This window comes from Ruegeria sp. ANG-R, assembly GCF_000813985.1.
GTDB lineage: Bacteria > Pseudomonadota > Alphaproteobacteria > Rhodobacterales > Rhodobacteraceae > Ruegeria.
In genome coordinates, this window is the sequence record NZ_JWLJ01000008.1 from 44,847 (window position 1) to 65,992 (window position 21,146).

The 21,146-nt window shown below is 55.5% G+C and carries 22 protein-coding genes and 1 pseudogene; 14 read left to right on the top strand and 9 right to left on the bottom strand.

What is annotated here, in order from left to right; translation table 11 throughout:
* Nucleotides 1-70: 70 nt before the first annotated feature.
* From RA27_RS17350 to RA27_RS17375, 7 genes and pseudogenes are all read right to left on the bottom strand, one after another.
* Entirely contained in the window at nucleotides 71-376 is a 306-nt protein-coding gene (locus tag RA27_RS17350; RefSeq protein WP_039542070.1) for an AbiEi antitoxin N-terminal domain-containing protein, read from the bottom strand.
* 414 nt (nucleotides 377-790) lie between these two features.
* A pseudogene (locus tag RA27_RS24755) lies at nucleotides 791-1,012 on the bottom strand (IS5/IS1182 family transposase); the annotation flags it as partial.
* A gap of 204 nt (nucleotides 1,013-1,216) precedes the next feature.
* Nucleotides 1,217-2,191, bottom strand: a complete 975-nt coding sequence (locus RA27_RS17355) for a hypothetical protein (protein ID WP_039541959.1) — start codon at nucleotides 2,189-2,191, stop codon at nucleotides 1,217-1,219.
* Between the two features lie 59 nt (nucleotides 2,192-2,250).
* Nucleotides 2,251-4,281 carry a hypothetical protein gene (locus RA27_RS17360; protein WP_039541961.1) on the bottom strand — a complete coding sequence of 677 codons (2,031 nt, stop codon included), beginning with the start codon at nucleotides 4,279-4,281 and terminating at the stop codon, nucleotides 2,251-2,253.
* Nucleotides 4,278-4,766: a hypothetical protein gene (locus RA27_RS17365; RefSeq protein WP_039541964.1), complete on the bottom strand. Its 489-nt coding sequence runs from the start codon at nucleotides 4,764-4,766 to the stop codon at nucleotides 4,278-4,280. The genes RA27_RS17360 and RA27_RS17365 overlap by 4 nt, the downstream gene beginning before the upstream one ends.
* A gap of 24 nt (nucleotides 4,767-4,790) precedes the next feature.
* Nucleotides 4,791-5,282, bottom strand: coding sequence for a hypothetical protein (locus RA27_RS17370; RefSeq protein ID WP_039541967.1), 492 nt, complete (start codon nucleotides 5,280-5,282; stop codon nucleotides 4,791-4,793).
* Nucleotides 5,279-6,487 carry a DNA cytosine methyltransferase gene (locus RA27_RS17375; protein WP_039541970.1) on the bottom strand — a complete coding sequence of 403 codons (1,209 nt, stop codon included), beginning with the start codon at nucleotides 6,485-6,487 and terminating at the stop codon, nucleotides 5,279-5,281. The genes RA27_RS17370 and RA27_RS17375 overlap by 4 nt, the downstream gene beginning before the upstream one ends.
* A 667-nt stretch (nucleotides 6,488-7,154) precedes the next feature.
* Here RA27_RS17375 and RA27_RS17380 point away from each other — a divergent pair.
* The 14 genes from RA27_RS17380 (at nucleotide 7,155) to RA27_RS17445 (ending at nucleotide 20,060) form a co-directional block, all read left to right on the top strand.
* Entirely contained in the window at nucleotides 7,155-8,078 is a 924-nt protein-coding gene (locus RA27_RS17380) for a zincin-like metallopeptidase domain-containing protein (RefSeq protein ID WP_039541972.1), read from the top strand.
* Between the two features lie 103 nt (nucleotides 8,079-8,181).
* Entirely contained in the window at nucleotides 8,182-8,571 is a 390-nt protein-coding gene (locus RA27_RS17385; protein WP_039541974.1) for a DUF3768 domain-containing protein, read from the top strand.
* Nucleotides 8,572-8,719: 148 nt separating this feature from the next.
* Nucleotides 8,720-10,693 carry a ParB/RepB/Spo0J family partition protein gene (locus tag RA27_RS17390; RefSeq protein WP_039541977.1) on the top strand — a complete coding sequence of 658 codons (1,974 nt, stop codon included), beginning with the start codon at nucleotides 8,720-8,722 and terminating at the stop codon, nucleotides 10,691-10,693.
* A gap of 76 nt (nucleotides 10,694-10,769) precedes the next feature.
* A complete protein-coding gene (locus tag RA27_RS17395; protein ID WP_039541980.1) occupies nucleotides 10,770-11,363 on the top strand; it encodes a hypothetical protein in 594 nt (197 codons plus the stop codon).
* 101 nt (nucleotides 11,364-11,464) lie between these two features.
* Entirely contained in the window at nucleotides 11,465-12,121 is a 657-nt protein-coding gene (locus tag RA27_RS17400; RefSeq protein ID WP_039541984.1) for a hypothetical protein, read from the top strand.
* A 97-nt stretch (nucleotides 12,122-12,218) separates the two neighbouring features.
* Nucleotides 12,219-12,461: a type II toxin-antitoxin system prevent-host-death family antitoxin gene (locus RA27_RS17405; protein WP_039541988.1), complete on the top strand. Its 243-nt coding sequence runs from the start codon at nucleotides 12,219-12,221 to the stop codon at nucleotides 12,459-12,461.
* Complete coding sequence (locus tag RA27_RS17410; protein WP_039541989.1) at nucleotides 12,451-12,870, top strand: hypothetical protein; 420 nt, start codon at nucleotides 12,451-12,453, stop codon at nucleotides 12,868-12,870. The genes RA27_RS17405 and RA27_RS17410 overlap by 11 nt, the downstream gene beginning before the upstream one ends.
* A gap of 164 nt (nucleotides 12,871-13,034) precedes the next feature.
* On the top strand, nucleotides 13,035-17,291 hold the full coding sequence (locus RA27_RS17415) for a strawberry notch-like NTP hydrolase domain-containing protein (RefSeq protein WP_039541992.1): 4,257 nt from the start codon (nucleotides 13,035-13,037) through the stop codon (nucleotides 17,289-17,291).
* 115 nt (nucleotides 17,292-17,406) lie between these two features.
* On the top strand, nucleotides 17,407-17,793 hold the full coding sequence (locus tag RA27_RS17420) for a DUF6878 family protein (RefSeq protein WP_039541995.1): 387 nt from the start codon (nucleotides 17,407-17,409) through the stop codon (nucleotides 17,791-17,793).
* Nucleotide 17,794: 1 nt separating this feature from the next.
* Nucleotides 17,795-18,235, top strand: coding sequence for a hypothetical protein (locus RA27_RS17425; RefSeq protein WP_039541998.1), 441 nt, complete (start codon nucleotides 17,795-17,797; stop codon nucleotides 18,233-18,235).
* A gap of 64 nt (nucleotides 18,236-18,299) precedes the next feature.
* On the top strand, nucleotides 18,300-18,572 hold the full coding sequence (locus tag RA27_RS17430) for a hypothetical protein (RefSeq protein WP_039542001.1): 273 nt from the start codon (nucleotides 18,300-18,302) through the stop codon (nucleotides 18,570-18,572).
* A 2-nt stretch (nucleotides 18,573-18,574) separates the two neighbouring features.
* Complete coding sequence (locus RA27_RS17435; RefSeq protein WP_039542004.1) at nucleotides 18,575-18,853, top strand: hypothetical protein; 279 nt, start codon at nucleotides 18,575-18,577, stop codon at nucleotides 18,851-18,853.
* An 80-nt stretch (nucleotides 18,854-18,933) separates the two neighbouring features.
* Nucleotides 18,934-19,290, top strand: a complete 357-nt coding sequence (locus tag RA27_RS24445) for a hypothetical protein (RefSeq protein ID WP_193746539.1) — start codon at nucleotides 18,934-18,936, stop codon at nucleotides 19,288-19,290.
* Between the two features lie 41 nt (nucleotides 19,291-19,331).
* Nucleotides 19,332-20,060 carry a DUF736 family protein gene (locus RA27_RS17445; protein ID WP_039542007.1) on the top strand — a complete coding sequence of 243 codons (729 nt, stop codon included), beginning with the start codon at nucleotides 19,332-19,334 and terminating at the stop codon, nucleotides 20,058-20,060.
* Between the two features lie 187 nt (nucleotides 20,061-20,247).
* Here RA27_RS17445 and RA27_RS17450 read toward each other — a convergent pair whose 3' ends face one another.
* Nucleotides 20,248-20,580 carry a hypothetical protein gene (locus tag RA27_RS17450; protein ID WP_039542011.1) on the bottom strand — a complete coding sequence of 111 codons (333 nt, stop codon included), beginning with the start codon at nucleotides 20,578-20,580 and terminating at the stop codon, nucleotides 20,248-20,250.
* Nucleotides 20,580-20,855: a hypothetical protein gene (locus tag RA27_RS17455; protein ID WP_039542014.1), complete on the bottom strand. Its 276-nt coding sequence runs from the start codon at nucleotides 20,853-20,855 to the stop codon at nucleotides 20,580-20,582. Before RA27_RS17455 ends, RA27_RS17450 begins: the two co-directional genes overlap by 1 nt.
* Nucleotides 20,856-21,146 lie beyond the last annotated feature (291 nt).

The window sequence follows — 21,146 nt, forward strand, 5'->3', positions numbered from 1 at the left end:
CTACAGTCTCAAATAATCCGATCCAAAATCGGCGATAATCTCAATTCCAAGCGCGGATGATCTCAATCCGCTACAGGTAGTGGTCGTAGCCCTGTTGCGAGAGAGCGGTTTTGCCGCCGACATGAATATCATAGTCCATGATATTTTGCATCGAGATCAGGCAGGCCTTCCAGTCAACGGTGTTTGATGCGGGCGGATTGGGAACAGGTCGGCGGAAAACGCCGCGGTGAACGCGTTCGAGCCAGCCCCGTTTTACATAGTCGCGAAAGGTTTCGTAGGCTATGCCATGGGCGATGAGCCAGTTGGCATCGACGAGATATCCCGCGGGCACTGAGTCGAGAACTTTCTTCAGATTTTGCGATCTTCCAGCGTTCATAACGCCCTAAATCATATAAATTCAAAGAAAAGGCAAGAGGATCTCTTTGAAAAATACATCTTTAAAGCGTCTATAGCGCTGAAAATAACACATTATTAAAAACACAGCGCCACGCGGGAACCCACCGGAATAGCCGGTATAAATGGAAGATTCCGGCACCAAGAGCGGGAAGCTGACTTTCGCTGCAGATGCCACAATCAACAGCACAACGAACAAGCGGACATTCGATCAACTGATTTGTGATCAGCAAGTCCGCGGTTCGAGTCCGTGTGAAGACACATCTAAGCATCTGAAAATAAAAACCTTTAGTAAATCAGCGTGGTTATCCGTCCGAACGTCCGAGTCGGACGCCGGCTTTCGATGCTTAATTTGGCCGACTAGTAGGTTCAGAAAACGGGCATCCATCTCGCTGCCTTTCATCGCTTTTTTGAACCAGTCGACATTGCTATCACCGAGACGTGCAACCATTCGACTTTTAGGAGGCCGCTCAACTAAGCGCATGCGCCGATTCAGTCGCTGAACTGACCAACGGCGACGAACAGGTTTAGCGGGCACCCTTGGCTGTCGCAGACGGCGTGCAGTTTCGTGTTCGGCCGCCTTTGTTCGGAAAATCAGGCGGCCACGCTCCCTTTTTTCGTGCCCAGCTTCGACGCTGGGCGCAGGTCAGTCGTTCTTTGTTAAGTCTGATATTGGTGAAAGGCAGTTGGACGCGACAGAATCCGCGAGAAGGGTAGAGGCGACAACAAGCATCGACACTCTTTGCGAAAAAAGCCGAATTAGTTAGGCCCTGAGTTTTTCTGGCGACTTAATGTTTGTAGTTTTGTGGCGTCTATTTCACCCTCAATAAAGCATGTGGCTATTAAGCTTGACACAGTAAGCATTTAGAGTTGCCTCGCCGTCTATCTGCTTGATGCCATAAGAGTAGTTTGGATTGTAGTATGTTGGCTGTGTGTAGTAGACGCCAGTTTGTGTCGGAGCGTGCGAATTTCTGGCAGCGTATAATGCCATTGCAAGTGAGACGGGTTTGGGACCAAACGGTGCCAGAGTCATACCATGCTGACCGGCTTCCCCGATACCAGAGATGGCTTGATAGACTTCTGGAACGTTGATGCCATCGACCCGTTTGATGGATAACCGGTTTGAGTCCGCGTTCGGAAAAATACCCCGAATGAAGCGCCAATTCCTAACAACACGGTCTGCTTGCGCGGGGAAGGGGAACAAGAAAGTCATTTGAGCTTCGTCGTACTTGCCCGAATCAACTAGGTCGGGAAGACCAAGCGGCTCATAGCCGATACCGACAACTACACTTCGACCATTTTCATATCGCGGTGAAACGCGGAAACCCGGTAACGCCTCCCAAGGGTCAGGGTTTGCGGCCAGCGGTTGGTCAGAATAGCGTTCTGGTTCTGCATACGTGAAAACTACATTTTCCGGTTGATGAAACTCTTGGAAAAGCAACTTCGTTAGAAAGAAATAGACTTTCTTAGGCAGAGAAGTGATGTCAATGATGAGGTTCCGTGAGCCAACAGCGTTTAAGAACTCTCTGAGAGCCCGCTCATAGCCTTGAAATGTCTCCATGAGCTTTATGCGAACGAACGATTGATCCACAAAACCCAGATCCTCTATAGCTGTGCGATTCTCGAGAGTCTTCGTTTCAATTTCTTGTGTCGAAATTGAAAGTGGATCTTCGATTTCAAAGATTAGCTGGGGGCCAGTTATGTTGAGTTTTCGTAGACATTCAAAAACTGCGGTGCACCTCGCCTCAGGTGACGAGCAGGAGATCAATGCCCATTCCCCTTCCTGTTGCGACCGCATAATTTTCTCAAATCGGCCCCATGGCCTAAACTGCCCATTACCTCCGAACATCTAGCTATTTAATCTCCAAACAGAAAATTGAGCTGATTGGCATTATCATTTCTCTTGCGTTTCCGCCTGTTGCTTCTAGCTTCAGCACTTATCCCAGCAGTTACGACACCGGCCTTTTTCATCCAGTCTGCCACCTCTTCAATAGTCGTATACTGCGGTTCTTTTATGTGGGCGGCCGGTATTTGGAAATGAGGCGACAATATCGGCGAGAGATACCATTTTTCGCTTTGCCCTCGTGAACGGGACTTTGGGGTATGAGGGCGACTTTCGAGCACCCCGAATGCAACGCAATCTGACAAAAAGTTCTCGATAACTGGTTCTTCTTCTACCAAGTTCAAAGGCAGTGAAAACCCGTTGTTTCCGGGGTATGACATATTCCGGTCGTTCAATAAGTTGGTGCGAAACAAGTTGCCTACTTCGTTAGCGAAACGATTTCTGTCATCTCCTCCTTTAGGTTCGGCTTTGATTTTTCGGAACCAATAATCACTAGCAGAATTGATACCCAAGGTTTGCACAATCGGGTCAATGTCGGTGGGTAGATTGATTGGGCCGTCCTCGAAGGTCCGCAAGAGTTCGGCCCATATAAATTGGCAAATGCTCAAAAAGGTGAGGATGTTTCGACCTGATAGGCCGACAACATCGGACGCGCCATACCAAACCAACTTCTGTCCGCAAGACGAGAACACTTGAAGGAGCGCTTGTTGCTTTCTCTCTTTTTTCCACCATTGGCGAGACGACCACGGCTCTTCTCTAACTATGTCGCCGTCGATCTTTACTTTTTTGGCGTTCTGTCGGACCCACGCTTCACCCATTTTTGCTGAGATTGGGTCTTTCTGAGCAATTTCTTTGAGCGCGATTGCAACCGATGAATCAAACGGCAGGTTTTTGGCAACGACGTTTGACCTACTCTTTGTAATGAATGCAGCGACCTTTTGCTCCGGCGTTACTCGACCACCGAACAATTGCTTAGTCGCTTTCTCGTCAACATCACTGTAGCCAGCTTCGAGTAGTCTCTTTCTGAGAACATCATCGCAAAAATCCGGAAACAGGGATTTTCTGTTTTCACGGCCTTGAAGTAGGTCATCAATATTGACGACATTAACTTCTCGCATCTCCTCGACCGTGGCATTGCCGCTGAGGCCTTGAACACCTTTGTCCAATGAGTAGAGACGAGCCCCTACGCGATATGAGACGCGATCGTCTCTATTTCCAAGCATCTTCCAAATCACGCTTCGAAAAATAGGTCTGTCATTCTCCGAAACGTCGCGTTCCAAGTCCATCAGATCTTCAAACTGATCTATTGTGACCAGTAAAGGGACACTTTCTGGAAGAATCCCGCACTTCCTTAGGCAATCGGCTGCGACGGCAATTGGCTCGCCAGCCGACGTTTTGGTTCGTGCAACCACCGACGGGAAATCTGAGTTGTAGTTCAGGAAGTTCTCGTAGCTTTGGATTCTATTCTCGATGCGTTTCTGCAGTTCTTCGAACGTCTCTGATCCTTCAAGTATTCCGTGCCAGCAAGGAGCCGAACTCAACTGAGTTGCAAACTCGTCAAGACGCTTTGTTTCAGTCGATAGACCAACTTTCTCGGCCAACAGGCGGCCCTCATCGGAGAAGAGTAAGCTGACTTTCTCAAGGAGATCAGAAACAATCCAATAGTTTAGAAAATCCGCAAAATACAAGCCAATCACACGCTCGTTTTCGGCTGGAGCGTCTTCGATGGCTCGTTGCCCAAACAACAGGGCACCACTCGATCTCAAAGTGATGCTCGCCGAAATGAAACTTGAGCAATGCGCTGGCAGAGGCCATTGTCGGTCACTCTTTAGAAACTCAATCAACACATCAGGTTCAAGTAAGTTTAGTAGTGCTGACTTTCCAGAACCTTGAAGACCGCAAAGAATGACATTGCCCGGCTCGAAAAGCCTGTGAACGAGGCTCTCTTTGAGCAGCACAGTGCTAAACAAGTCAACAAAAGCATCTGCTGAAATAAGCTCAGTACGGTACAGGCTAGTGAATGGGTTCAGAGAAGATTGTTTCATATCGGTAACCTAGACGTCCGAAGAAACAATGGTTCCCAGGAGTCGTCCTTCTTTCTATGAAGAGCAGGCACTGTGTTGTCGGGGCAGTTAGTATACGGAACGACGAAACCGCCGGTCTGGCGATAGCCAAACGGTCCATACTCTTGTTGCTCACCTTCAATCTTATGGTGAATCTTAACAAGAAGCTGGCGAACCCTATCATAGTCGGGGTTCTCATTAGCTTTCTGAGCTGGGGAAACAAAAAACCTCTCTTCAAGTGCCAAAACCGGACTGAAAGTGAAGTTTTCAACGGCTCTGCTCAGTTCTTCTGCTGCAGCCGCTCCCTCTGGACAAATGAAGATGGGGCAGAGGAGGACGTTGACGTCATTGCCGAGAGATGCTGCCAAATGCACCGCATCAAGCATTTGAGAGCCCGAACCCACAAAATCTTCAAAAAGGACAATGTTCTTTCTGAACACTTCGCCTTGGCGGTTCTCTCGAAGCACATCTTGTCTGAATTGTTGCTCAGCCTAGTTGTCGATATTACCTTCCCATTTATACCTAACATCTTCGCCTTGAATTCCATTGATTAAACAGAAGTTTCGGATGCCAAAGCTATCTGTGACTTCTGTAAACCTTGTCGCGTGCAACTCCTGACTTATCCGCTCCTGAGAATCCGGAGAGAAGGGATCTATGTCCGATACCTGCATCAGCCATTGCAAAACGTGCTTGCTATATGCTGTTCGGTAAGCAGCTTCTTGTTCGCTCTTACCAATAAAAAACAGATGGGCGAGCAGCCGGTAGAGGTGTTGCCGGTCGTCGTCGGAGTCCAAGTTGCCGATCCATCGCGCCAGCCTAGAGCCGAATGAGCCGTGGGCTCCGTGTGCTGTGACCGTGTACTCGTGAAATAGTTCGCGCTCCAAGAACTCTATGTCTCTCTTAAGTTCTTCTATGCCTTTCTTACCATCAAAGTCCTCGATGCACCATCTTTGGAGAACTTTTCTGAAGTCTGCTCGATTCATATGTCGCCCCAATTTGCGACAATGTTCTCTGCTACCAACTTGGCAAATCTGGGTGGTACTGCGTTGCCTATCATTCTGTATTTCACCGCGTGCGAACCTGAAAACTTAAAATCGTCTGAAAAACTTTGGATTCTTGCCGCTTCTCGCACGGTAAAACCACGATCTTCGACTGGATGTAAAAAGTAGCGGGGCTGTCCAAAGCGTGTGTCGACAGTTGGAGAGACATCGTCCCACTTTAGCCTGCGAAATTTGCCGTTGAATGTGTTGGTCAGATCAATGTGGTCGTCTATGAGCCGAAGGTAGTTCTTATGGACAAGCGATCCAACCAAATCTCGCGCGGAGGATTGGAAGTATTTTTCGATTACACCCATCGCGACAGGGTCAGCATCCCCAAAGTCCCTTTTCCGGTTCTGCCGTCTAAGCTTCACAATAGTTTCCAGAAGATTCGCTTCCTGACGTGTCACTGCGCCATAGACCTCGGGGATTTCCCACGTATGAACGGCCGATAAGCCGCTCCGAACATTCGATAGCTTCTGGCCGGGCTGTATTTTACGCGCGATTAGTTTCTCGTCAGATGTCTCTCCAAGGAATTTTGGATCGAAGTCACTTACGTTGCACACGTCTTCTAGAGCGCATTCAAGCGGCTGTCTCTCCTGACAGGGAATTTGAAGCCGAAAGCTTGTATCCGCTAGGACAGCGACAATGAGTACTCGTACCCTTCTTTGAGCAATTCCATAGTCAGTCAAGTTATAGGTCGACCAACTCACTGAGTAGCCGTTCTCGCGCAATACCGAGAGCGTTTTATCAAAGTGCTTCGAGTTTTTTGGATTTAGTAAACCTCTAACATTCTCAATTAAAACAACTTTTGGCTTTGTCATTGCAGCAATCCGAGCCACGTTCCATACATGATCATTGCGATGATCATTTGGGTCGTTCCGGCCTGCTGTAGAGAACCCTTGGCATGGTGGGCCAGCGGCAATAATGTCAGCCCCTTTCAGAAGGGACACATGTTGTTCGCTAAATGCGCCAAGATCCATACAAGTAGTTTTGGTGCCCAAGTTCGACGCCAAGGTGCTTAAGGCGGATTTGTCGAAATCGATGGCACATACGCCGTCTAGGCCAGCATCGAGAAAGCCTTGGTCTAATCCCCCGCAACCACTGTAAAGACTGGCAAATTTTATATTGTTGCTGCCGTTAATGCTCATTTGCCTTCAATGGATTTAAGTCAGATTAGTAGACCAATTTCAGGCAACATAACCTCCCGTACCGCCTTGATGAAGCATCAAAATCATTTTCATATAGGATTTCTTCCCGAGCGCCTGATGAGCAGAATTGCGGAAAACTTCATAAACTTTCCGTACATGACGGAGAGCATTGGGCATAGATCGCAATGTATGGAGCCATGGAGAAGGAATTGTCCGAGGCCTTCGAAAAAATTGTGGAGCTAGGGTTGAAAGGGCTCTTAAAGCGCTTGTGCTCAAATCGGGAAATTGGCCCAAGGCTACTAACCAGGTTTCGTTTTCACGAAGAGTGCGCTGTCACGAAGCGGCAATTTGTGGTTCCATTGCCGTTGGCAACAAAGTCTGCGAACTTCCGGTTCGCAGAGTGCTCAACTTCGCGCTTGCGGCGAATGTTTCCTCTGACGGGCCGCACCCTAGCGACAGCTAACGTATGTGTCCCGGCGTCACCTCTCGTTCAGTTCCCGATCTTTTTGAAAGTGAAAGTTGGCTTTGGGTTTTCTGGATCCGGAGTTTGCGGGAGGGGGCCGGCAGGGTTCCAGACGGTGCCGTCAATGCCCTTGGAGATGACCCCCAAAAGTACGTTCCGATCCGTGCGTGACTGTTCGCGCATGTTCATATTTCGGAGAAACCCATGGCCAAATCACCCAAGCTCAAATTCGACGCTGCCGCGTCTATTACAAACGAATTCATCGACATTATTGACCGGGGCGTTTTGCCCTGGCGCAAACCCTGGCGCGTCGGTGGCAGTTCCCTACCGCTCCGACAGAACGGCGAGCCCTATCAGGGCATCAACAATTTCCTGCTGACCATGCGTACACTGATGGCGGGATATACCTCGCCTTATTGGATGACCCTGAAACAGGCCAATGATCTGGAGGCCAGGATCATCAAAGGGTCTCGGTCTTCGGTGGTTGTCTACTACAGTAAGGCTGAGCGAAAACGTGACGAAACCGCAATTGAGGAGGATATTAAGGGCGACGACCCCAGAACCATCCCTTTCATGAAATCCTATCGCGTCTTCAACGCAGATCAGATCGAAGGGCTTGATGTCCGATTCCATCCTGCACCGGCCGCCGACCTGACCTATCCGGAATGCGCCCCGATCCCGCATATGCAGGATTTCTTTGAGGTCATCGATGCGACGGTCAGCTTTACCGGGCGAGAAGCCTGCTATGTTCCTAACCTCGACAAGATTTACCTGCCGCCCATCGAAGTCTTCAACGACCCGCGCAATTTCTATTCCGTTTGGGGGCATGAGCTGGCCCACTGGACCAAGGCGCGGCACAGGCTGAACCGAAGTTATGGTGACGCGAAGTTTGGAAATATGCCCTACGCGCGCGAGGAGATCGTAGCGGAGCTTTGCACGGTGTTTCTGGGTCAGAAACTGGGGTTTTCAGCGCATACGCTGGAACTGAGTGCGGCCTATATCGACAACTGGGTGCGTGTACTGCGGAGCGACAAGCGCGCCATCTTCAAACATGCCGCGGATGCGCAAAGAGCCTGTGACTATCTCGTCGCCGCATCACAGGCCGGGCGGTCGGGGCAGGCGGCGTGATGCCCGAGGGGATGTAGGTCGGTTTTGGGGCCTAGTGCGGATCGGAAAAGAAAAAGAGGGCTTTGGGTTTGGAGATTTTGACATCTGCAGAAAGGACAGACCCATGGCCCAACCAGAAACCCCCTCAACCGACCAACCTGATCCCGCAATCATTGCCGCACAGAATGACGCCTTTCGCAGGCTCGCCTGTCTTGGCGTCGCTCCGGACAAACCGATCCCGGGCCGCATGCATGTGACCAGTTCGCTGGTTGAGGCCGGTGACGGCTTCATGGATGAGGCGGTGAAAGCCACGGGAGCGTTTGAGGTGTTCGAACCCGACAACGATCCGGAGGGCTGGCATGATTTCGGATCCGTCGAAATTCGCGGCGAGACAGTGTTCTGGAAAATCGATCTCTATGAAGCGAACTCCGATTTCCGCCATGGCGCAGAAACACCCGAAAATCCCGAAACGACTATCCGCGTGTTGACCATCATGATGGCCCGCGACTGGTAGGACAAGAAGCTCTTCCTCTTCAAACTTCAGCAGGCCCACGGCCCCTCAAAAGGGAAAGTGGGCCTTTTGTCCATGTGGTCCCCGATCCCGGGGATTGGCCTGTCGCCGGGAAGATCCGGGCGGCGCTCATTCTAGAGAAGGACATCACATGACACGCAGTTTCAAACCCGTTTCCGTGGCCATCGGCGATCTCGTTGCCCATCCGGCCAACGTGCGCAGCAATTCCCCCGAATGCTACGCATCTGAGAATATCGCACATCTCAAAGCCAGTATTGCCGTGCTGGGCATTCTCCAGCCGCTTCTCGTGCAGAAGATCGACGGTAAGTTTGGTGTTCTCGCCGGTGGCCGTCGCCATGCCGCTTTGCGGGAGCTGGCCGCCGACAAGAGCGTGAAGGGCTTTACCAACAAGACCAAGATCGACTGCCGTCTGGTCCCCGACGATTGCGATGTCACGACCGCCCTGTCACTTGCGGAGAATATCACCCAAGAGCCGATGAATGCGATTGATGAGTTCGAGGCCTTCGCCCGCATGATGGAGGTTGATGGACAGACCCCTGACACCATCGCGATGACATTTGGCACGAGTGTTTCGGCGGTGAAGGGGCGTCTGCGCTATGGTCTCATCCATCCGGATATCCGCGCGGCGGCCCGCGCCAAATCGATCACGCTCGATACGATGAAGGCCTTTGCGGACCATCCCAGTCAGGAGGTTCAGAAGGAGGTGTTCGAGGCGCTGACAAAGGAGGGTGGCTATCTTCAGGCCTACACGGTGCGGCAGGCGCTCAAGACCCGAGGTGTTCAGGTCAGCGATGATATCGGAGCCTTTGTGCGCGAGGACTATGAGGCGCGTGGCGGTGCCGTCGCGGCCGATCTTTTAGAAGAGCATTCGGTGCTGGAAGACGCCGCTTTGGTAGAGACGATCCTGCTCGAAAAACTGCACGCGGCTGCTGAGACGGCCCGCGACAAGATGGGGTTCGCCTGGGCCGAGGCCGTTGTCCGCTACGACTATTCCGAGATGGCCGACTATGGGCGGGTCTATCCTGGCCCGATCGAACCGGATGAACAGGCCCAGAAACGCATCGACGAAATCACCGCCGAGTTGGAAAAACTGCAACTCGAGATGGAAGACGAGTCCCTCGAAGACGATGCTTACAATTCGCTCTTTGATCGCGTCGATGATCTGGAAAGCGAGGCGCGCGAACTGCAGGAGGCTTACAGCGAAGAGGATCTGGCGCGCGCTGGTGTGATCGCATCCTGGTCAAACGGGCAGGTGTCCCTGCATGTGGGTCTCGTCCGTCCCGAGGACAGGACCGAGACCGCTGGTAAGAACTCCAGTATGTCAGGCGGGGAGAGTGCCAAAGACAGTGACGAGATCGTCTACTCCGCATCCCTGTCCGAGGACCTCAAAACCGAGCGGGCAATGGCGCTTAGCGCGGCCATGGCGACGCATCCCGAGGCCACGCTCGACCTGACGCTTTTCAAGCTGGTCAGCGATGTCGTGTGCGGCGGCATGGGTGCCACGCATGCGATCAAGGTCAATGCGCGCAAGGAATACCGCAATCACGCGAAGATGAATGAGATCGATGGCACCTCGCTCGAACAGGTGGCCACGGTCTACGAGCAGCTCGATCTCTCCTGGGCGGACGAGGCCCGTTCGCCAGCGGACCAGTTTGACGCATTCCGCGCGCTCGCGCCGGGCGAGAAAGCCAAGCTCGTCGCCTATGCCACCGCGAGCACCACACAATCCTGCTTCGCACGGGACCGGCAGCGCGACAGCCTGATGCATAACTTCGAGATCGAGGTCATGCCCGACATTCGAGCGCATTGGACACCGAACGCGGCCCTGTTCAATCGCTTCAAGAAGGCCTGGCTCCTCAAAATTCTGAGTGAGGATCTGGGGCTTGCACAGGAGGCGCTGACGCTCGCATCTTCCAGCAAGAAGGAGATCGTGGCCTTCTGCGACAAGCTCTTTGCCGAACCTTTCGCTACGTTGACGGATGAGCAACGGATGGCTGTTGCAACCTGGTGTCCGCCCCTGATGCAAACGGTTGGGATCGAGCACGCTGAGGTGCCTCAGGCGGAGGTCTCAGAGGATGAACCCACCACGGCCAAAGCCGCCTGAGTGTCATAACGACCTGCGTCGAATTCCAACCGGCGCTGGTCGATTTCCGTCTCAACTTTTCACGAAAGACAAACCCATGACCATTCTTACCTTCCCGGCGACCGATGTCGCCGCCCAAATCGCGCATGCCCGCGCCTGCAACACCTTCCTGCCCAACTGGAACGGACCGGTTGGGAAACCGGCACTGATCCTGATCGTTGGCACTGGCGTGCATCTGCGTTCGAATGGAATCGACGGGACGACCACGCGGATCGTGACGACCAGACATACCGATCCATCCTTTACGTTTGCCGAAGGCATCAACCCCTTTCGGGACGAGGATTGGATGTCCCGCCGTCGGGAGGCTTTTGCCGACCTGACGGGACAGTTCTACACCGATATCCTTGATGACGTTCAAATGCTGATCGACCGCGGCCACAAGACGATACGGCTGGCCACCGATGGCCATAGAATCCGTGTCTTTGTCCAACGCGCGGACGACTACCTGATCGGTGGGGCCTATGATGTTCCGTCTGGTCTGGGTGGAACATTCCGCGTGATCCTCCAAGACGCCAATGACAGTTTTGCCATCGTTCAGAATTCCGGCAATTGCGAGGATTTCGACGAGATGCCGCCCTATCGTGTGCCGCTGGATGCGCTCAGGGAGATTGATGATCGGAGGGCGGCGTAGCGCGCCCTGCCTCAAAATTGTATCGCCAATACCCTGTCGGGCCAACGGCCCCCTCGGGGCATTGGCAATATACATTTCCTTCTGAGAGAAAGGAGTCTGGAATGGGCTGGCTGTTTTACACCGACCGGCGTGTCAAAACCTACGCTGATGAGAAAGCGGAGATCACACGCCTCTGCAGCTTCGAGACCGATATCCGCAAAACCGAGTTGATCAAGGCCAGAAAGGTCGGTTCAACCTGGTATGCTGCGGCGCGGGTTGCGAAGCTTGATGGATCGCCTGTTGAAGACGCGACCTATGTGACCGATGCGGATGGTTCGATCACGTTCGGTGCTGTTTTCCTCACCCGATATGACGACGGCTGCTGGGGCTACAAGGATATGGAGGAAAGTGCGGGCCCGGTTGGGTCCCGCGCCCCGCTCGGCATTCTGGCCCTGTTGTCCGATCTCAAGGACCCGGAAAGCTATGCCCATGCCTGGCGTCAGCGGTGCCGGGATTGGGCTGCGATCCCCGACTATGAGGAAGGCGACAGGATCAAGCTTGCAGCCCCGGTGAGACTGACCGATGGCAGCACCTGTCAGATCGTGACCGCCACCCACTATCGGCGCGGTCGACAAAAACGTCGCTGTTATCGCATCGAAGAAACCGGCGGCCTTGTGCGCCTGTCAAAAGCCACGCTCGCTGGCTCAACACGTCTCAGCTCCGCGAAGGGCGCGGCAAGCCCGGTGTTGGCGGAGTTCTACTCGGACAGGGATAGTTGAGGGGATGTATTTTGAGAATGCAGGTTTGGGGTTCTTGCAGAATATTTAGAAAACACGTATATTCTTAATAATTCAGGAAACACACGGAGCCTCCCGGATGAAACAATTCGCAGCAGGCGACCTGACACGCAACACCGGCGATCTCTTCGAGGCGGCAACGGTTGCGCCGGTCGCGATCACCAAGCACCGCAAACCGCGTTTTGTGGTCATGTCGATGGAACGGTTCGAGGCGCTTACAAAAGGGCGCGGAGCGCAGGTCGCGCTGGACGTGTCTGATATGCCGGATGATCTGGGCAACCTTCTCGACAAGGGCCTGGAGGATCATTTCCGTGGCCGCTGACTTTCCGGCTGCGGGACAGGTTTTCGATTATCACTACCTCTGGAAATGGCAGGCGGATCACGGCGAGACAGAAGGCCGCAAGAAACGACCGAGTTGCGTTGTGATCGTTGTCGCGAATGCGGCCGGGCAGCATGTGATGTTCATCGCACCAATCACCAGCAAAACCCCGGATCATGGGCGGGTCGCTCTGGAAATACCGGAGACCGAGGCGCGGCGGGCAAAACTGGATACCGATCTGCCTCTTTGGGTTATGCTTGACGAGTTGAACGCCGATATTCTCGAGACCTCATATGCCCTTGAGGATCGTGCGCCCCGGGGTGCATTCAGTCCGGCCTTTACTGATGCCATCCTGCGTGGTGTCCAGCGTGTTCGCGCAGCGGGCAGGCTGGATGTGTCGAGCCGCACTTAGTCTATATTTGACATTGGCGGCATATCTCAATGGCAATGACGGCCGCCGCATAGTACCTTCTCTGACCTTTGGCTGATTGAGTTGCTGGCAGAGCCCGCTTTCCAAAGGGAAAAGCGGGCTTTTTGTCCTTTGGAACTCTAACCCTGATCCAAAGGACAAGCGCCATGGCAGAATCCAACCTCACACCCTCCGCTCTCACGGTTTCTGATGCCGATCTTAACATTGCCCTGGGGCAGATCGGATCGGAGATTGATCACCAAGCCTTACGCAGTTCGGCGCTGGCGCGCATCATGCGCGCGTGTTTTGGCGGCAGCGATGCCAGTGGCGCGTGGCACTGGCGCATGGCCTACGACGTGATGCAAGCGGCTGCGGTGCAGGCGCTTCTGAACAGTGATAGAGTGGTGGATGATCTATCCTCTGCAAAACTCCTCGCCTCGCATTTGCTGACAGAAACGCGCCGCTCGGAACAGCAGATCCGGCTGCAACAGTTTTCCACGCCGCTGTCCTATGCGGCCCTGGCGGTACGGGTAGCCGGGATCCGCAAGGATGAGACGGTGCTTGAGCCGTCAGCCGGAACCGGCGCGTTGGCCGCGTTTGCTGTCCGCGCCGGGGCCAAGGTGATGCTCAACGAGATCGATCCCTTTCGGCAACAGCTCTTGCGGACTGTCTTCGAGGTCGATGTGACGGGTCATGATGGCGAGCATATTGACGATCTTCTGCAAACATCCGTTCTGCCCGAAATCATTGCGATGAACCCGCCTTTTGCCTCTTCGGTCGATCGTTCGAAGGACCGGCATATCGCAGCCAAACATCTCATCGCTGCGGCCAAGCGCCTCGCACCGGGCGGGCGGCTGGTGGCGATCATGCCGCTGGGATTCGGCCCAGAACGTGATGCCGCCCATTGGGCACGGGCTTGCGGCCTGCTGACCCCGCGCCTCGCGTTGACGATATCGGGGCATGTCTACCGCAAGCTTGGCACTTCGGTGGAAACCCAATTGTTGGTCTTCGACAAGGTGCAGGAGAGCAGCGATTTGATCCGTGCCAGCGTCCGCGATCTGGACGACGCAATCTCATACGTTGATGACGTGGCGATGACCCGGCCCGAGGCGCGTTCGACCCAGGTTGCAGCATTGCACCACGCATCCAGGATCGTACCAACGCCGGTGAGACCCAAACGGTCGGCTGTTGCCGGTGCGCCCAAATCGCGGGGCAATGCCGCACTCCCGCTTACTTTCACGAGCCTTGAAGCCCCGCGCGACAATAGACCGGTTTCGGACATCTATGCGCGCTATCGGCCGCAGCGGATCGATATCGCCGGGGCACAGGACCATCCGACACCGCTGGTCGAAAGCATCGCCATGGCCTCCGTCGCGCCGCCAGTCCCATCGAGCGCAAGTACTGAAGACTTGCGCCTGCCCGCCCGGCTGATCGAAGAGGGCGACCTTTCCGAGGCGCAGCTCGAGACCATCATCATGGCAAATGATGCTCATGGGCGTGACCTGCCGGGGCGGTTCACCATCGATGAGGATCAGACCAAGCTCACTCGAGCGGATGATGCCGCCGACGCACGGGCCTATCGTCTCGGCTACTTCCTCGGCGATGGCACCGGTTGCGGCAAGGGGCGGGAATGCGCAGGCCTGATTCTGGTGAACTGGCTTGCCGGACGGCGCAAGGCCGTCTGGGTCTCGAAATCGGCGACACTCATCGAAGATGCAATCCGTGACTGGACCGATCTCGGGGGCTCGCCCGCAGACATTCAGCCGCTCTCCAAATGGAAACCGGATCAACCCATTCCCATGGGGGACGGCATCCTCTTTGTCACCTATGCCACGCTGCGCTCGGCGGGCAAATGTGGCACCACACGGTTGAGCCAGCTGCTCGCGTGGATGGGTGATGGGTTCGACGGGGTGCTGGCCTTTGACGAGGCCCACGCGATGCAGAACGCGGCCGGGTCTGAGCAGGGCAGGGGGGTTAAACCTTCCCAGCAGGGTCTCGCCGGCCTGCGGCTGCAACTCGCTGCGCCGCAGGCTCGTGTCTTCTATGTCTCCGCCACTGGAGCGACGAGTGTGCATAACCTCGCATATGCCGCCCGGCTGGGTCTCTGGGGGCAGGGGCCTGAATACCCGTTCTCAAGCCGCGAAAGCTTCGTTTCGGCGATGGAGGCGGGCGGCGTCGCGGCCATGGAAGTGGTTGCCCGCGATCTCAAGACGCTTGGGCTCTATACGGCGCGCGCCCTCAGTTTCGACGGAATAGAATATGACGTGCTGGAACATGCACTCACCCCAGCACAGATCGAGATTTACAACGCCTATGCCGGTGCCTTCCGCACCATCCATCACAATCTCGAAGCCGCGCTGACGGCAACGGGTGTCAATGATGCCTCGGGCAAGACCAATGCATCCGCCGCGCGCGCCTCGGCCAAATCCCGGTTTGAAAGCACCAAACAGCGGTTTTTCAACCATCTTCTGATGGGGATAAAAGCCCCGACCATTATTCGCGCCATCGAGCAGGATCTGGAAGATGGCTATGCCTGCGTCGTTCAGGTGGTCTCGACGGGCGAAAGCCTGCTGAAGCGTCGGCTTGAGGCAATGGACCCGGAAGACGAACTGGTCGAAGGAGCCCTGACGCCTCGTGACTACGTGCTGAGCTATCTCGAACAAGCCTTCCCGATCCATGCGCAGAAACTGATTGAGATCGACGGCAATATGGTGGCCGAACCCCTGCGCGACGAGAATGGCGCGCTGGTGATTTCGCGCGAGGCATTGGCGTTGCGGGAAGCGGCGATGGTGGAACTGATGACATTGGCACCCATTGCCTCCGCCCTTGATCAGATCCTCTGGGCGCTCAGTGACGAGGCCGTGGCCGAAGTCACTGGTCGATCGATCCGACCTCTGAAAGCGGAGGACGGTCACCTCTTCATCGAGAAACGGGCAGCCAGCAGCAATTCCTCTGAGACCCGCGCCTTCATGGACGGCGAGAAAGATATCCTGATCTTCTCCGATGCGGGCGGCACGGGTCGCTCCTATCACGCCGCCAGATCTGCGAAGAACCAGAAGCGGCGGCGGCACTACCTGTTGGAGCCCGGCTGGCGCGCGGATGCAGCCATCCAGGGTTTGGGTCGCACCCATCGCTCGGCCCAGGTCAGCGCGCCGTTCTTCCGGGTCTGCACCTCGGATGTGCATGGCGAAAAGCGCTTCACCTCCACGATCAGCAAGCGCCTCGATCAGCTGGGCGCGCTTACCAAGGGCCAGCGCGAGACCGGCTCGCAGGGCATGTTCCGCGAGGAGGACAATCTGGAAAGCCCGATCGCACGCGGAGCGCTGCGTGGCTATTATGCCGATCTCGCTGCCGGACGTGCGGGGGCGATGAGCTATGAGGCATTCACCGATTGGACCGCCTTGCAGCTGACCGATGCAGAGGGGGTGTTGCTTGAAGAGCTGCCCCCGATCCAACGGTTCCTCAACCGGGTGCTGGCGCTGCCGATCCATCTGCAGAACGCGCTTTTTGCGGAGTTCATGGCGAGGATCGGTGATCAGACCGAACGGGCGCGGGCGGCTGGCACGCTCGATCTTGGGGTTGAGACCCTGCGCGGCGACCGTATTGAGCAGGTGTCAACCGAAGATCTCTGGACCTGCCCGAAATCCGGCGCGGTGACGCGGATCATCGGGCTTGAAGTGACAAACCCCGTTCATGTGCTGCCGGCAGACGAGGCGCGCGAGCGCAACCGGGACAAACAGACGATGATGAATCGCGCGTCCGGTCGTGCGGCCCTGATCTCGGTACGCCCCATGCAGATGTATGACGAGGATATCGTGACGCTGATGCGGAAGGTGATCCGGCCGACAGGTTCCACCTATGCGGAAGAGGGCAAGTTCCAGAAATCAGCCTGGGAGGAGGTTGGGGACACGGAGTTCATCCGGCTCTGGAGTGAGGAGGCAGATAAGCTCCCAAAAACCACCACGACCAGGCTCTATCTGCTGACCGGGCTCTTACTGCCGATCTGGAAGGATATCCCGACCACCAATGAGCGTATCTACCGGGTCACGCCCGATGGCGGAACAAGTATGATCGGCCGCACGCTTAGCGAGCAAGGTGCCGTGACCCTGCGCGCGCGGTTCCTGGTGCAGGATCCTCAGACGCCTCAAGAGATGTTGACGGCGGCGCTTGGCGCCACTGCACCAGTGGACCTTGGCAGTGGCCTGACTCTGACCCGCCGCCGTGTCGCCGGCGAGATGCGTTTGGAGCTTGGCGGTGCCGACAAGGGAACGATCGAGAGCCTCAAATCCCTTGGGTGTTTTACCGAAATCATCGCCTTCCAGCTGCGGGTGTTTCTGCCGCACGGGGACGGGATCGATACAGTTGGCATCCTGATCCGGATTCTGGGGGAGGGGTCATCCACAACTGCAGATCGGGCCGCCTGAAAGGGAAAGCGGGCTCTTGGCCGGGGTATCGCGACCGGATTTGCCAGTCGCGATCCATTACCGGATCAACCATCCGATCCGGTGTTCCCTCAATCTCTGACAGGTGGAGACCTCCATGACGAACCCTCAGACAAATATTGCCGAAACAATGGAAAAATGGCGTGTTGAGCGCGAAACTGAACTCCGGGCAACCCGGGGCGAGTTGATCGCGCAACTGCGCGGCCTCGGCATCACTGAAGTCATTGCCGAGTATGAAGGCTATGGCGATTCCGGGAATATCGAAGATGTGACGGTGCGGCCTGTGGGCGTCAAATTAACAGATGACCAATTTGCCGAGGTTGGCGATTTCGCCTGGTCCTTCGCCTATCATCAGCATCCGGGGTTCGAAAACAATGAGGGCGGCTACGGCACGCTGACCTGGGATGTCGCCGCTGACAGCATCACGCTGGATCACGCCGACCGCTACATCGAGTGCTCCCATTGTCATGATGAGGGGCTCTGACATGGCGCATCCTCTTCATCACGCGGAAAGCTCCGCCCGGAAATTCGGTGGCGATCCTGCCGACTATCAAGCCATTCACGACTGGTTCGATGCGTCCAAGGAACATCTGGCCTTCTTCACCCACCGTGCCCTGCGCCATCACACGCAGGGAATATTCGAGGCGGAGCGCGTCTTCGGCGCATGTGTCACCAATGGCGCGGGGCGCAACATCCCCGTCCGCTGGATCGGCGAGCAGCACGTCAAGGAAGACTGTCAGGGACTTATCCCGAGCATGGCCGACTGGTTCAAACAGATCCAGCCCGCACCATGGATGGCCAACGGTCACATAGATCGCGTTGCGGCCACACCCGATGGCGATCCGCGGGACGCATGGATGGCCGATGTTGCCAGTGGCAATACCATCCTTGGCTTCAGGGACTGGATGGCTGCGACGAGCACCTGATCAGAGCCGACGGCGCTGCCGACCTGAATACCCCCACAACAAATAGGTAAATTGGAACACTGACATGACCTCTGTAACTGTATTGACGCAATTGCACTGTGCTGCCATCGGCACGATCGAACTCCCGCCCGACAAGACCTGGGATGATGTGGCCGATTGGTACATCAAATGGGGCTGCGCCCATCTGGCATTCACAGGTGGAGAAACCGCCGAGATCGGCTGTAATCCCCAAGCGGGCGATGTCATCAATTGGAAGCGGCCCATACACACGGATATCTATGCGAATGATGCCTCTGGCCGGACGGTGTTCGATGTTCTGTTGGATGAGAGGGATTGATCATGCGCAATGTCCGCAAGTTCTATGATTGCAGCACCTCGCATCTGCCCGAGCCAACCGCCCGTGCAATTGAAGAGGGCAAGTTCGCCAAGCCACCGGTCATGCAGAACGAATATGGCTGGCTGTTCTCCGTCCCAGAAATGCTTGCCGAGTTGCCGGCGGCGCTTGACTGCGGCGCGTTCAAAGCCGTGATGGCTTTGGCGATTGATGCGGGTTGCGACTATGTCATGTTTGATCGCGATGTTCCGCCCGTCGAATATCTGGAGATTTTTGACTGGTAAGACGTTGGTATTGGACGGAAGACCTTAGCCAAGGATCGGCCTTCACACCAATTGCCTGTTTTTCAGAACTGGAAACTCACATGGACATCGCTGGTATCAAAGCTACCGTGGATGCAGGCCGGATCGTGCATTGGGCAAACGAAGCCTATCTCGTTCACAAGGATCATCTGGGCCAATACCTGATCACCTACCTGCCAAATGGCAGCACCATTGGTTTGACCGACCTCTCTGGCGAACGGCTGAACGGGGATGAGTTGGACTTCTTCATTCCCGTATCGGTCAACGACTCGAAAGCGGATGGGCGGGAAGGGGTCTGTTCTGGCCCGTTGCGACAAACTCCGGCGGCGGGGCAAGCTGAGGGTCTCGGCACAAAGGAAAGAGAGCTTTGGGTTTTTGTGATCCCAGGAGGGGTCGAAAGGCAATTCCGGTCGCGCTGATCAGAGGTCAGGCGCCGGCAACCTCAGATAGGAGAAGACCCATGTTCGCAGGAACCCTGACCAAAACCGCTCACAACGCTGCAATCGCATATTCCGGCATGATCCACAGCAACCGTTTCGACATCGCCATCCAGCTGGAATCCCGCAACAAGATGTCCGAGCGCAGCCCGGATTTTGACGTCACCGCCGTCAACAAGTCGGGCCGTAAGGTACGCATTGGTACCGCGTGGAACGAAACCGGCAATACCAGCGGCAATCACTACATTTCGATGCAGATCGATGTCGGCCTCGGCCCGTTCCGGGTCAATGCCGTTCAGACGAAAGAGGCGCGTGAGGCGAAAAGCGATGAGTTCGAAATCATCCCGCTGGTCTCGAACGGCGTCATGAAGTCCGGCTCGATCTCGGGTGAGCTGACCGCCATGGATGCAGACAACGCCTTCACAGGTTACATCGCCAATATGATGTTCGATCTTGATTTCATGCTGATCGAGAACGAGTTCAAATCCGAAGACACCCATCCGGACTACCGGATCGAGATCAGCTCGCCACGCGGCAAGCCGATCCGGGTGGGATCGGCCTGGATGGCCAAGAGCAGCCGGACCGGCAATGACTATCTGTCGCTGCTGATCAACACGCCGGATGGCGATCTGCGGGTCAACGCTGTTCAGAATGAAGAACAGCGTGGCGGTCAGACCTTCTCGATCATTCCGTTTGTCGATAGCGACGAGCAGGATCGGACTGCAAGCGGCGGGCTGTCGCTGGTCGCTTGATTGAGGGGAAAACTGCAAAGTTAGCAGCGCGAGGGGAACCGTGTGCCCACGGTTCCCCTTTTTTTGTTTGCGGGTGTTTAGGACGCGTTGCGATGGTTCAAAGCGACTACTTGCTGGTGGGGTATCCACTGCGCCTGGGTTTGAGAAATACTATCTTGGGATAGTAGCACGGGCCTTGGCAGCGAATTTAGCTCGCAAACACCTGCCGATTGGCCGCCAGCTTCATCCAGTCCCGTCCACCAAAGGCGACGAGGGCAAGGTAGATGGTTGCGGTGTCGATATCTGGCTTGAACACAATGGTCAGGCGATGCCCGGCACCTCCGTGACGTACCAGCCAGCCATCGAGTTTTCCCTCAAGGCGGACACCGGAGGTTGGTTCTTCCACGATTGCTTCCAGCAAAGTATCAATCTCGTCCAATCGCCGCAGGGCAGCTGCCGTGTCACCTTCCGTGACCTCGACAATGTGATTAACGATACCGATGAGGTCCCGTTCAAAGAACGGATGGCGGACAAAGCGCATCAGGTTTTGCGGGTCATTGCAGCCAGATGTGCCCGCGCGCCCGCCGTGACATTGGACGCCTCCCCAACAGGTTCCCATTGATCCAGTGGCAGTGACAGGCGTCGCTCCAGTTCTGCCTCAAGTACAGCCTGTTCACGTTCGCGTTCCGCCTTGGCTTTCGCCAATTCTCCCGAAACCGCCGCGCTTACATTGGGGTATTCCCCGGCCTCAACCAGTTCCCTGGCAAAGGCATAGGCGGTGTCTGTAAAACTGACGGATTGCTTCTGAACGCCCATGTCGATCCCCTTGGTGCTCCAATAGACTACCATTTGTCTGGGCGAATGGCAACGCTATAGCACAAACGGTACCCCGTCAGTATTGCTTTCCGGTCTCCCCTGCTCGGCTGCGCGTGTCGCAGGGGAGAACAGGCCGATGGCCTGTCGCGCATTCGGCCATGCGGCCTCACCGCGGCGTTGCAACCAGACCCCCGGTTTGCCCGCCTCGCGAGCACGTCGCTCCCCGGCCGCTCCGCCGGATTGCGCTCTGGCCTGTTTTGGCCCAGAGCCAAAACGATCCCGCCGCTGCAT

Bases quoted from the DNA above. Each gene is read 5' to 3' on its own strand.
- RA27_RS17355 (WP_039541959.1), bottom strand. From the start codon at position 2,191: ATGCGGTCGCAACAGGAAGGGGAATGGGCATTGATCTCCTGCTCGTCA.
- RA27_RS17445 (WP_039542007.1), top strand. From the start codon at position 19,332: ATGTTCGCAGGAACCCTGACCAAAACCGCTCACAACGCTGCAATCGCA.
- RA27_RS17350 (WP_039542070.1), bottom strand. From the start codon at position 376: ATGAACGCTGGAAGATCGCAAAATCTGAAGAAAGTTCTCGACTCAGTG.
- RA27_RS17415 (WP_039541992.1), top strand. From the start codon at position 13,035: ATGGCAGAATCCAACCTCACACCCTCCGCTCTCACGGTTTCTGATGCC.
- RA27_RS17455 (WP_039542014.1), bottom strand. From the start codon at position 20,855: ATGGGCGTTCAGAAGCAATCCGTCAGTTTTACAGACACCGCCTATGCC.
- RA27_RS17400 (WP_039541984.1), top strand. From the start codon at position 11,465: ATGGGCTGGCTGTTTTACACCGACCGGCGTGTCAAAACCTACGCTGAT.
- RA27_RS17420 (WP_039541995.1), top strand. From the start codon at position 17,407: ATGACGAACCCTCAGACAAATATTGCCGAAACAATGGAAAAATGGCGT.
- RA27_RS17390 (WP_039541977.1), top strand. From the start codon at position 8,720: ATGACACGCAGTTTCAAACCCGTTTCCGTGGCCATCGGCGATCTCGTT.
- RA27_RS17425 (WP_039541998.1), top strand. From the start codon at position 17,795: ATGGCGCATCCTCTTCATCACGCGGAAAGCTCCGCCCGGAAATTCGGT.
- RA27_RS17360 (WP_039541961.1), bottom strand. From the start codon at position 4,281: ATGAAACAATCTTCTCTGAACCCATTCACTAGCCTGTACCGTACTGAG.
- RA27_RS17380 (WP_039541972.1), top strand. From the start codon at position 7,155: ATGGCCAAATCACCCAAGCTCAAATTCGACGCTGCCGCGTCTATTACA.
- RA27_RS17435 (WP_039542004.1), top strand. From the start codon at position 18,575: ATGCGCAATGTCCGCAAGTTCTATGATTGCAGCACCTCGCATCTGCCC.
- RA27_RS17375 (WP_039541970.1), bottom strand. From the start codon at position 6,487: ATGAGCATTAACGGCAGCAACAATATAAAATTTGCCAGTCTTTACAGT.
- RA27_RS17385 (WP_039541974.1), top strand. From the start codon at position 8,182: ATGGCCCAACCAGAAACCCCCTCAACCGACCAACCTGATCCCGCAATC.
- RA27_RS17430 (WP_039542001.1), top strand. From the start codon at position 18,300: ATGACCTCTGTAACTGTATTGACGCAATTGCACTGTGCTGCCATCGGC.
- RA27_RS17395 (WP_039541980.1), top strand. From the start codon at position 10,770: ATGACCATTCTTACCTTCCCGGCGACCGATGTCGCCGCCCAAATCGCG.
- RA27_RS17450 (WP_039542011.1), bottom strand. From the start codon at position 20,580: ATGCGCTTTGTCCGCCATCCGTTCTTTGAACGGGACCTCATCGGTATC.
- RA27_RS17405 (WP_039541988.1), top strand. From the start codon at position 12,219: ATGAAACAATTCGCAGCAGGCGACCTGACACGCAACACCGGCGATCTC.
- RA27_RS17370 (WP_039541967.1), bottom strand. From the start codon at position 5,282: ATGAATCGAGCAGACTTCAGAAAAGTTCTCCAAAGATGGTGCATCGAG.
- RA27_RS24445 (WP_193746539.1), top strand. From the start codon at position 18,934: ATGGACATCGCTGGTATCAAAGCTACCGTGGATGCAGGCCGGATCGTG.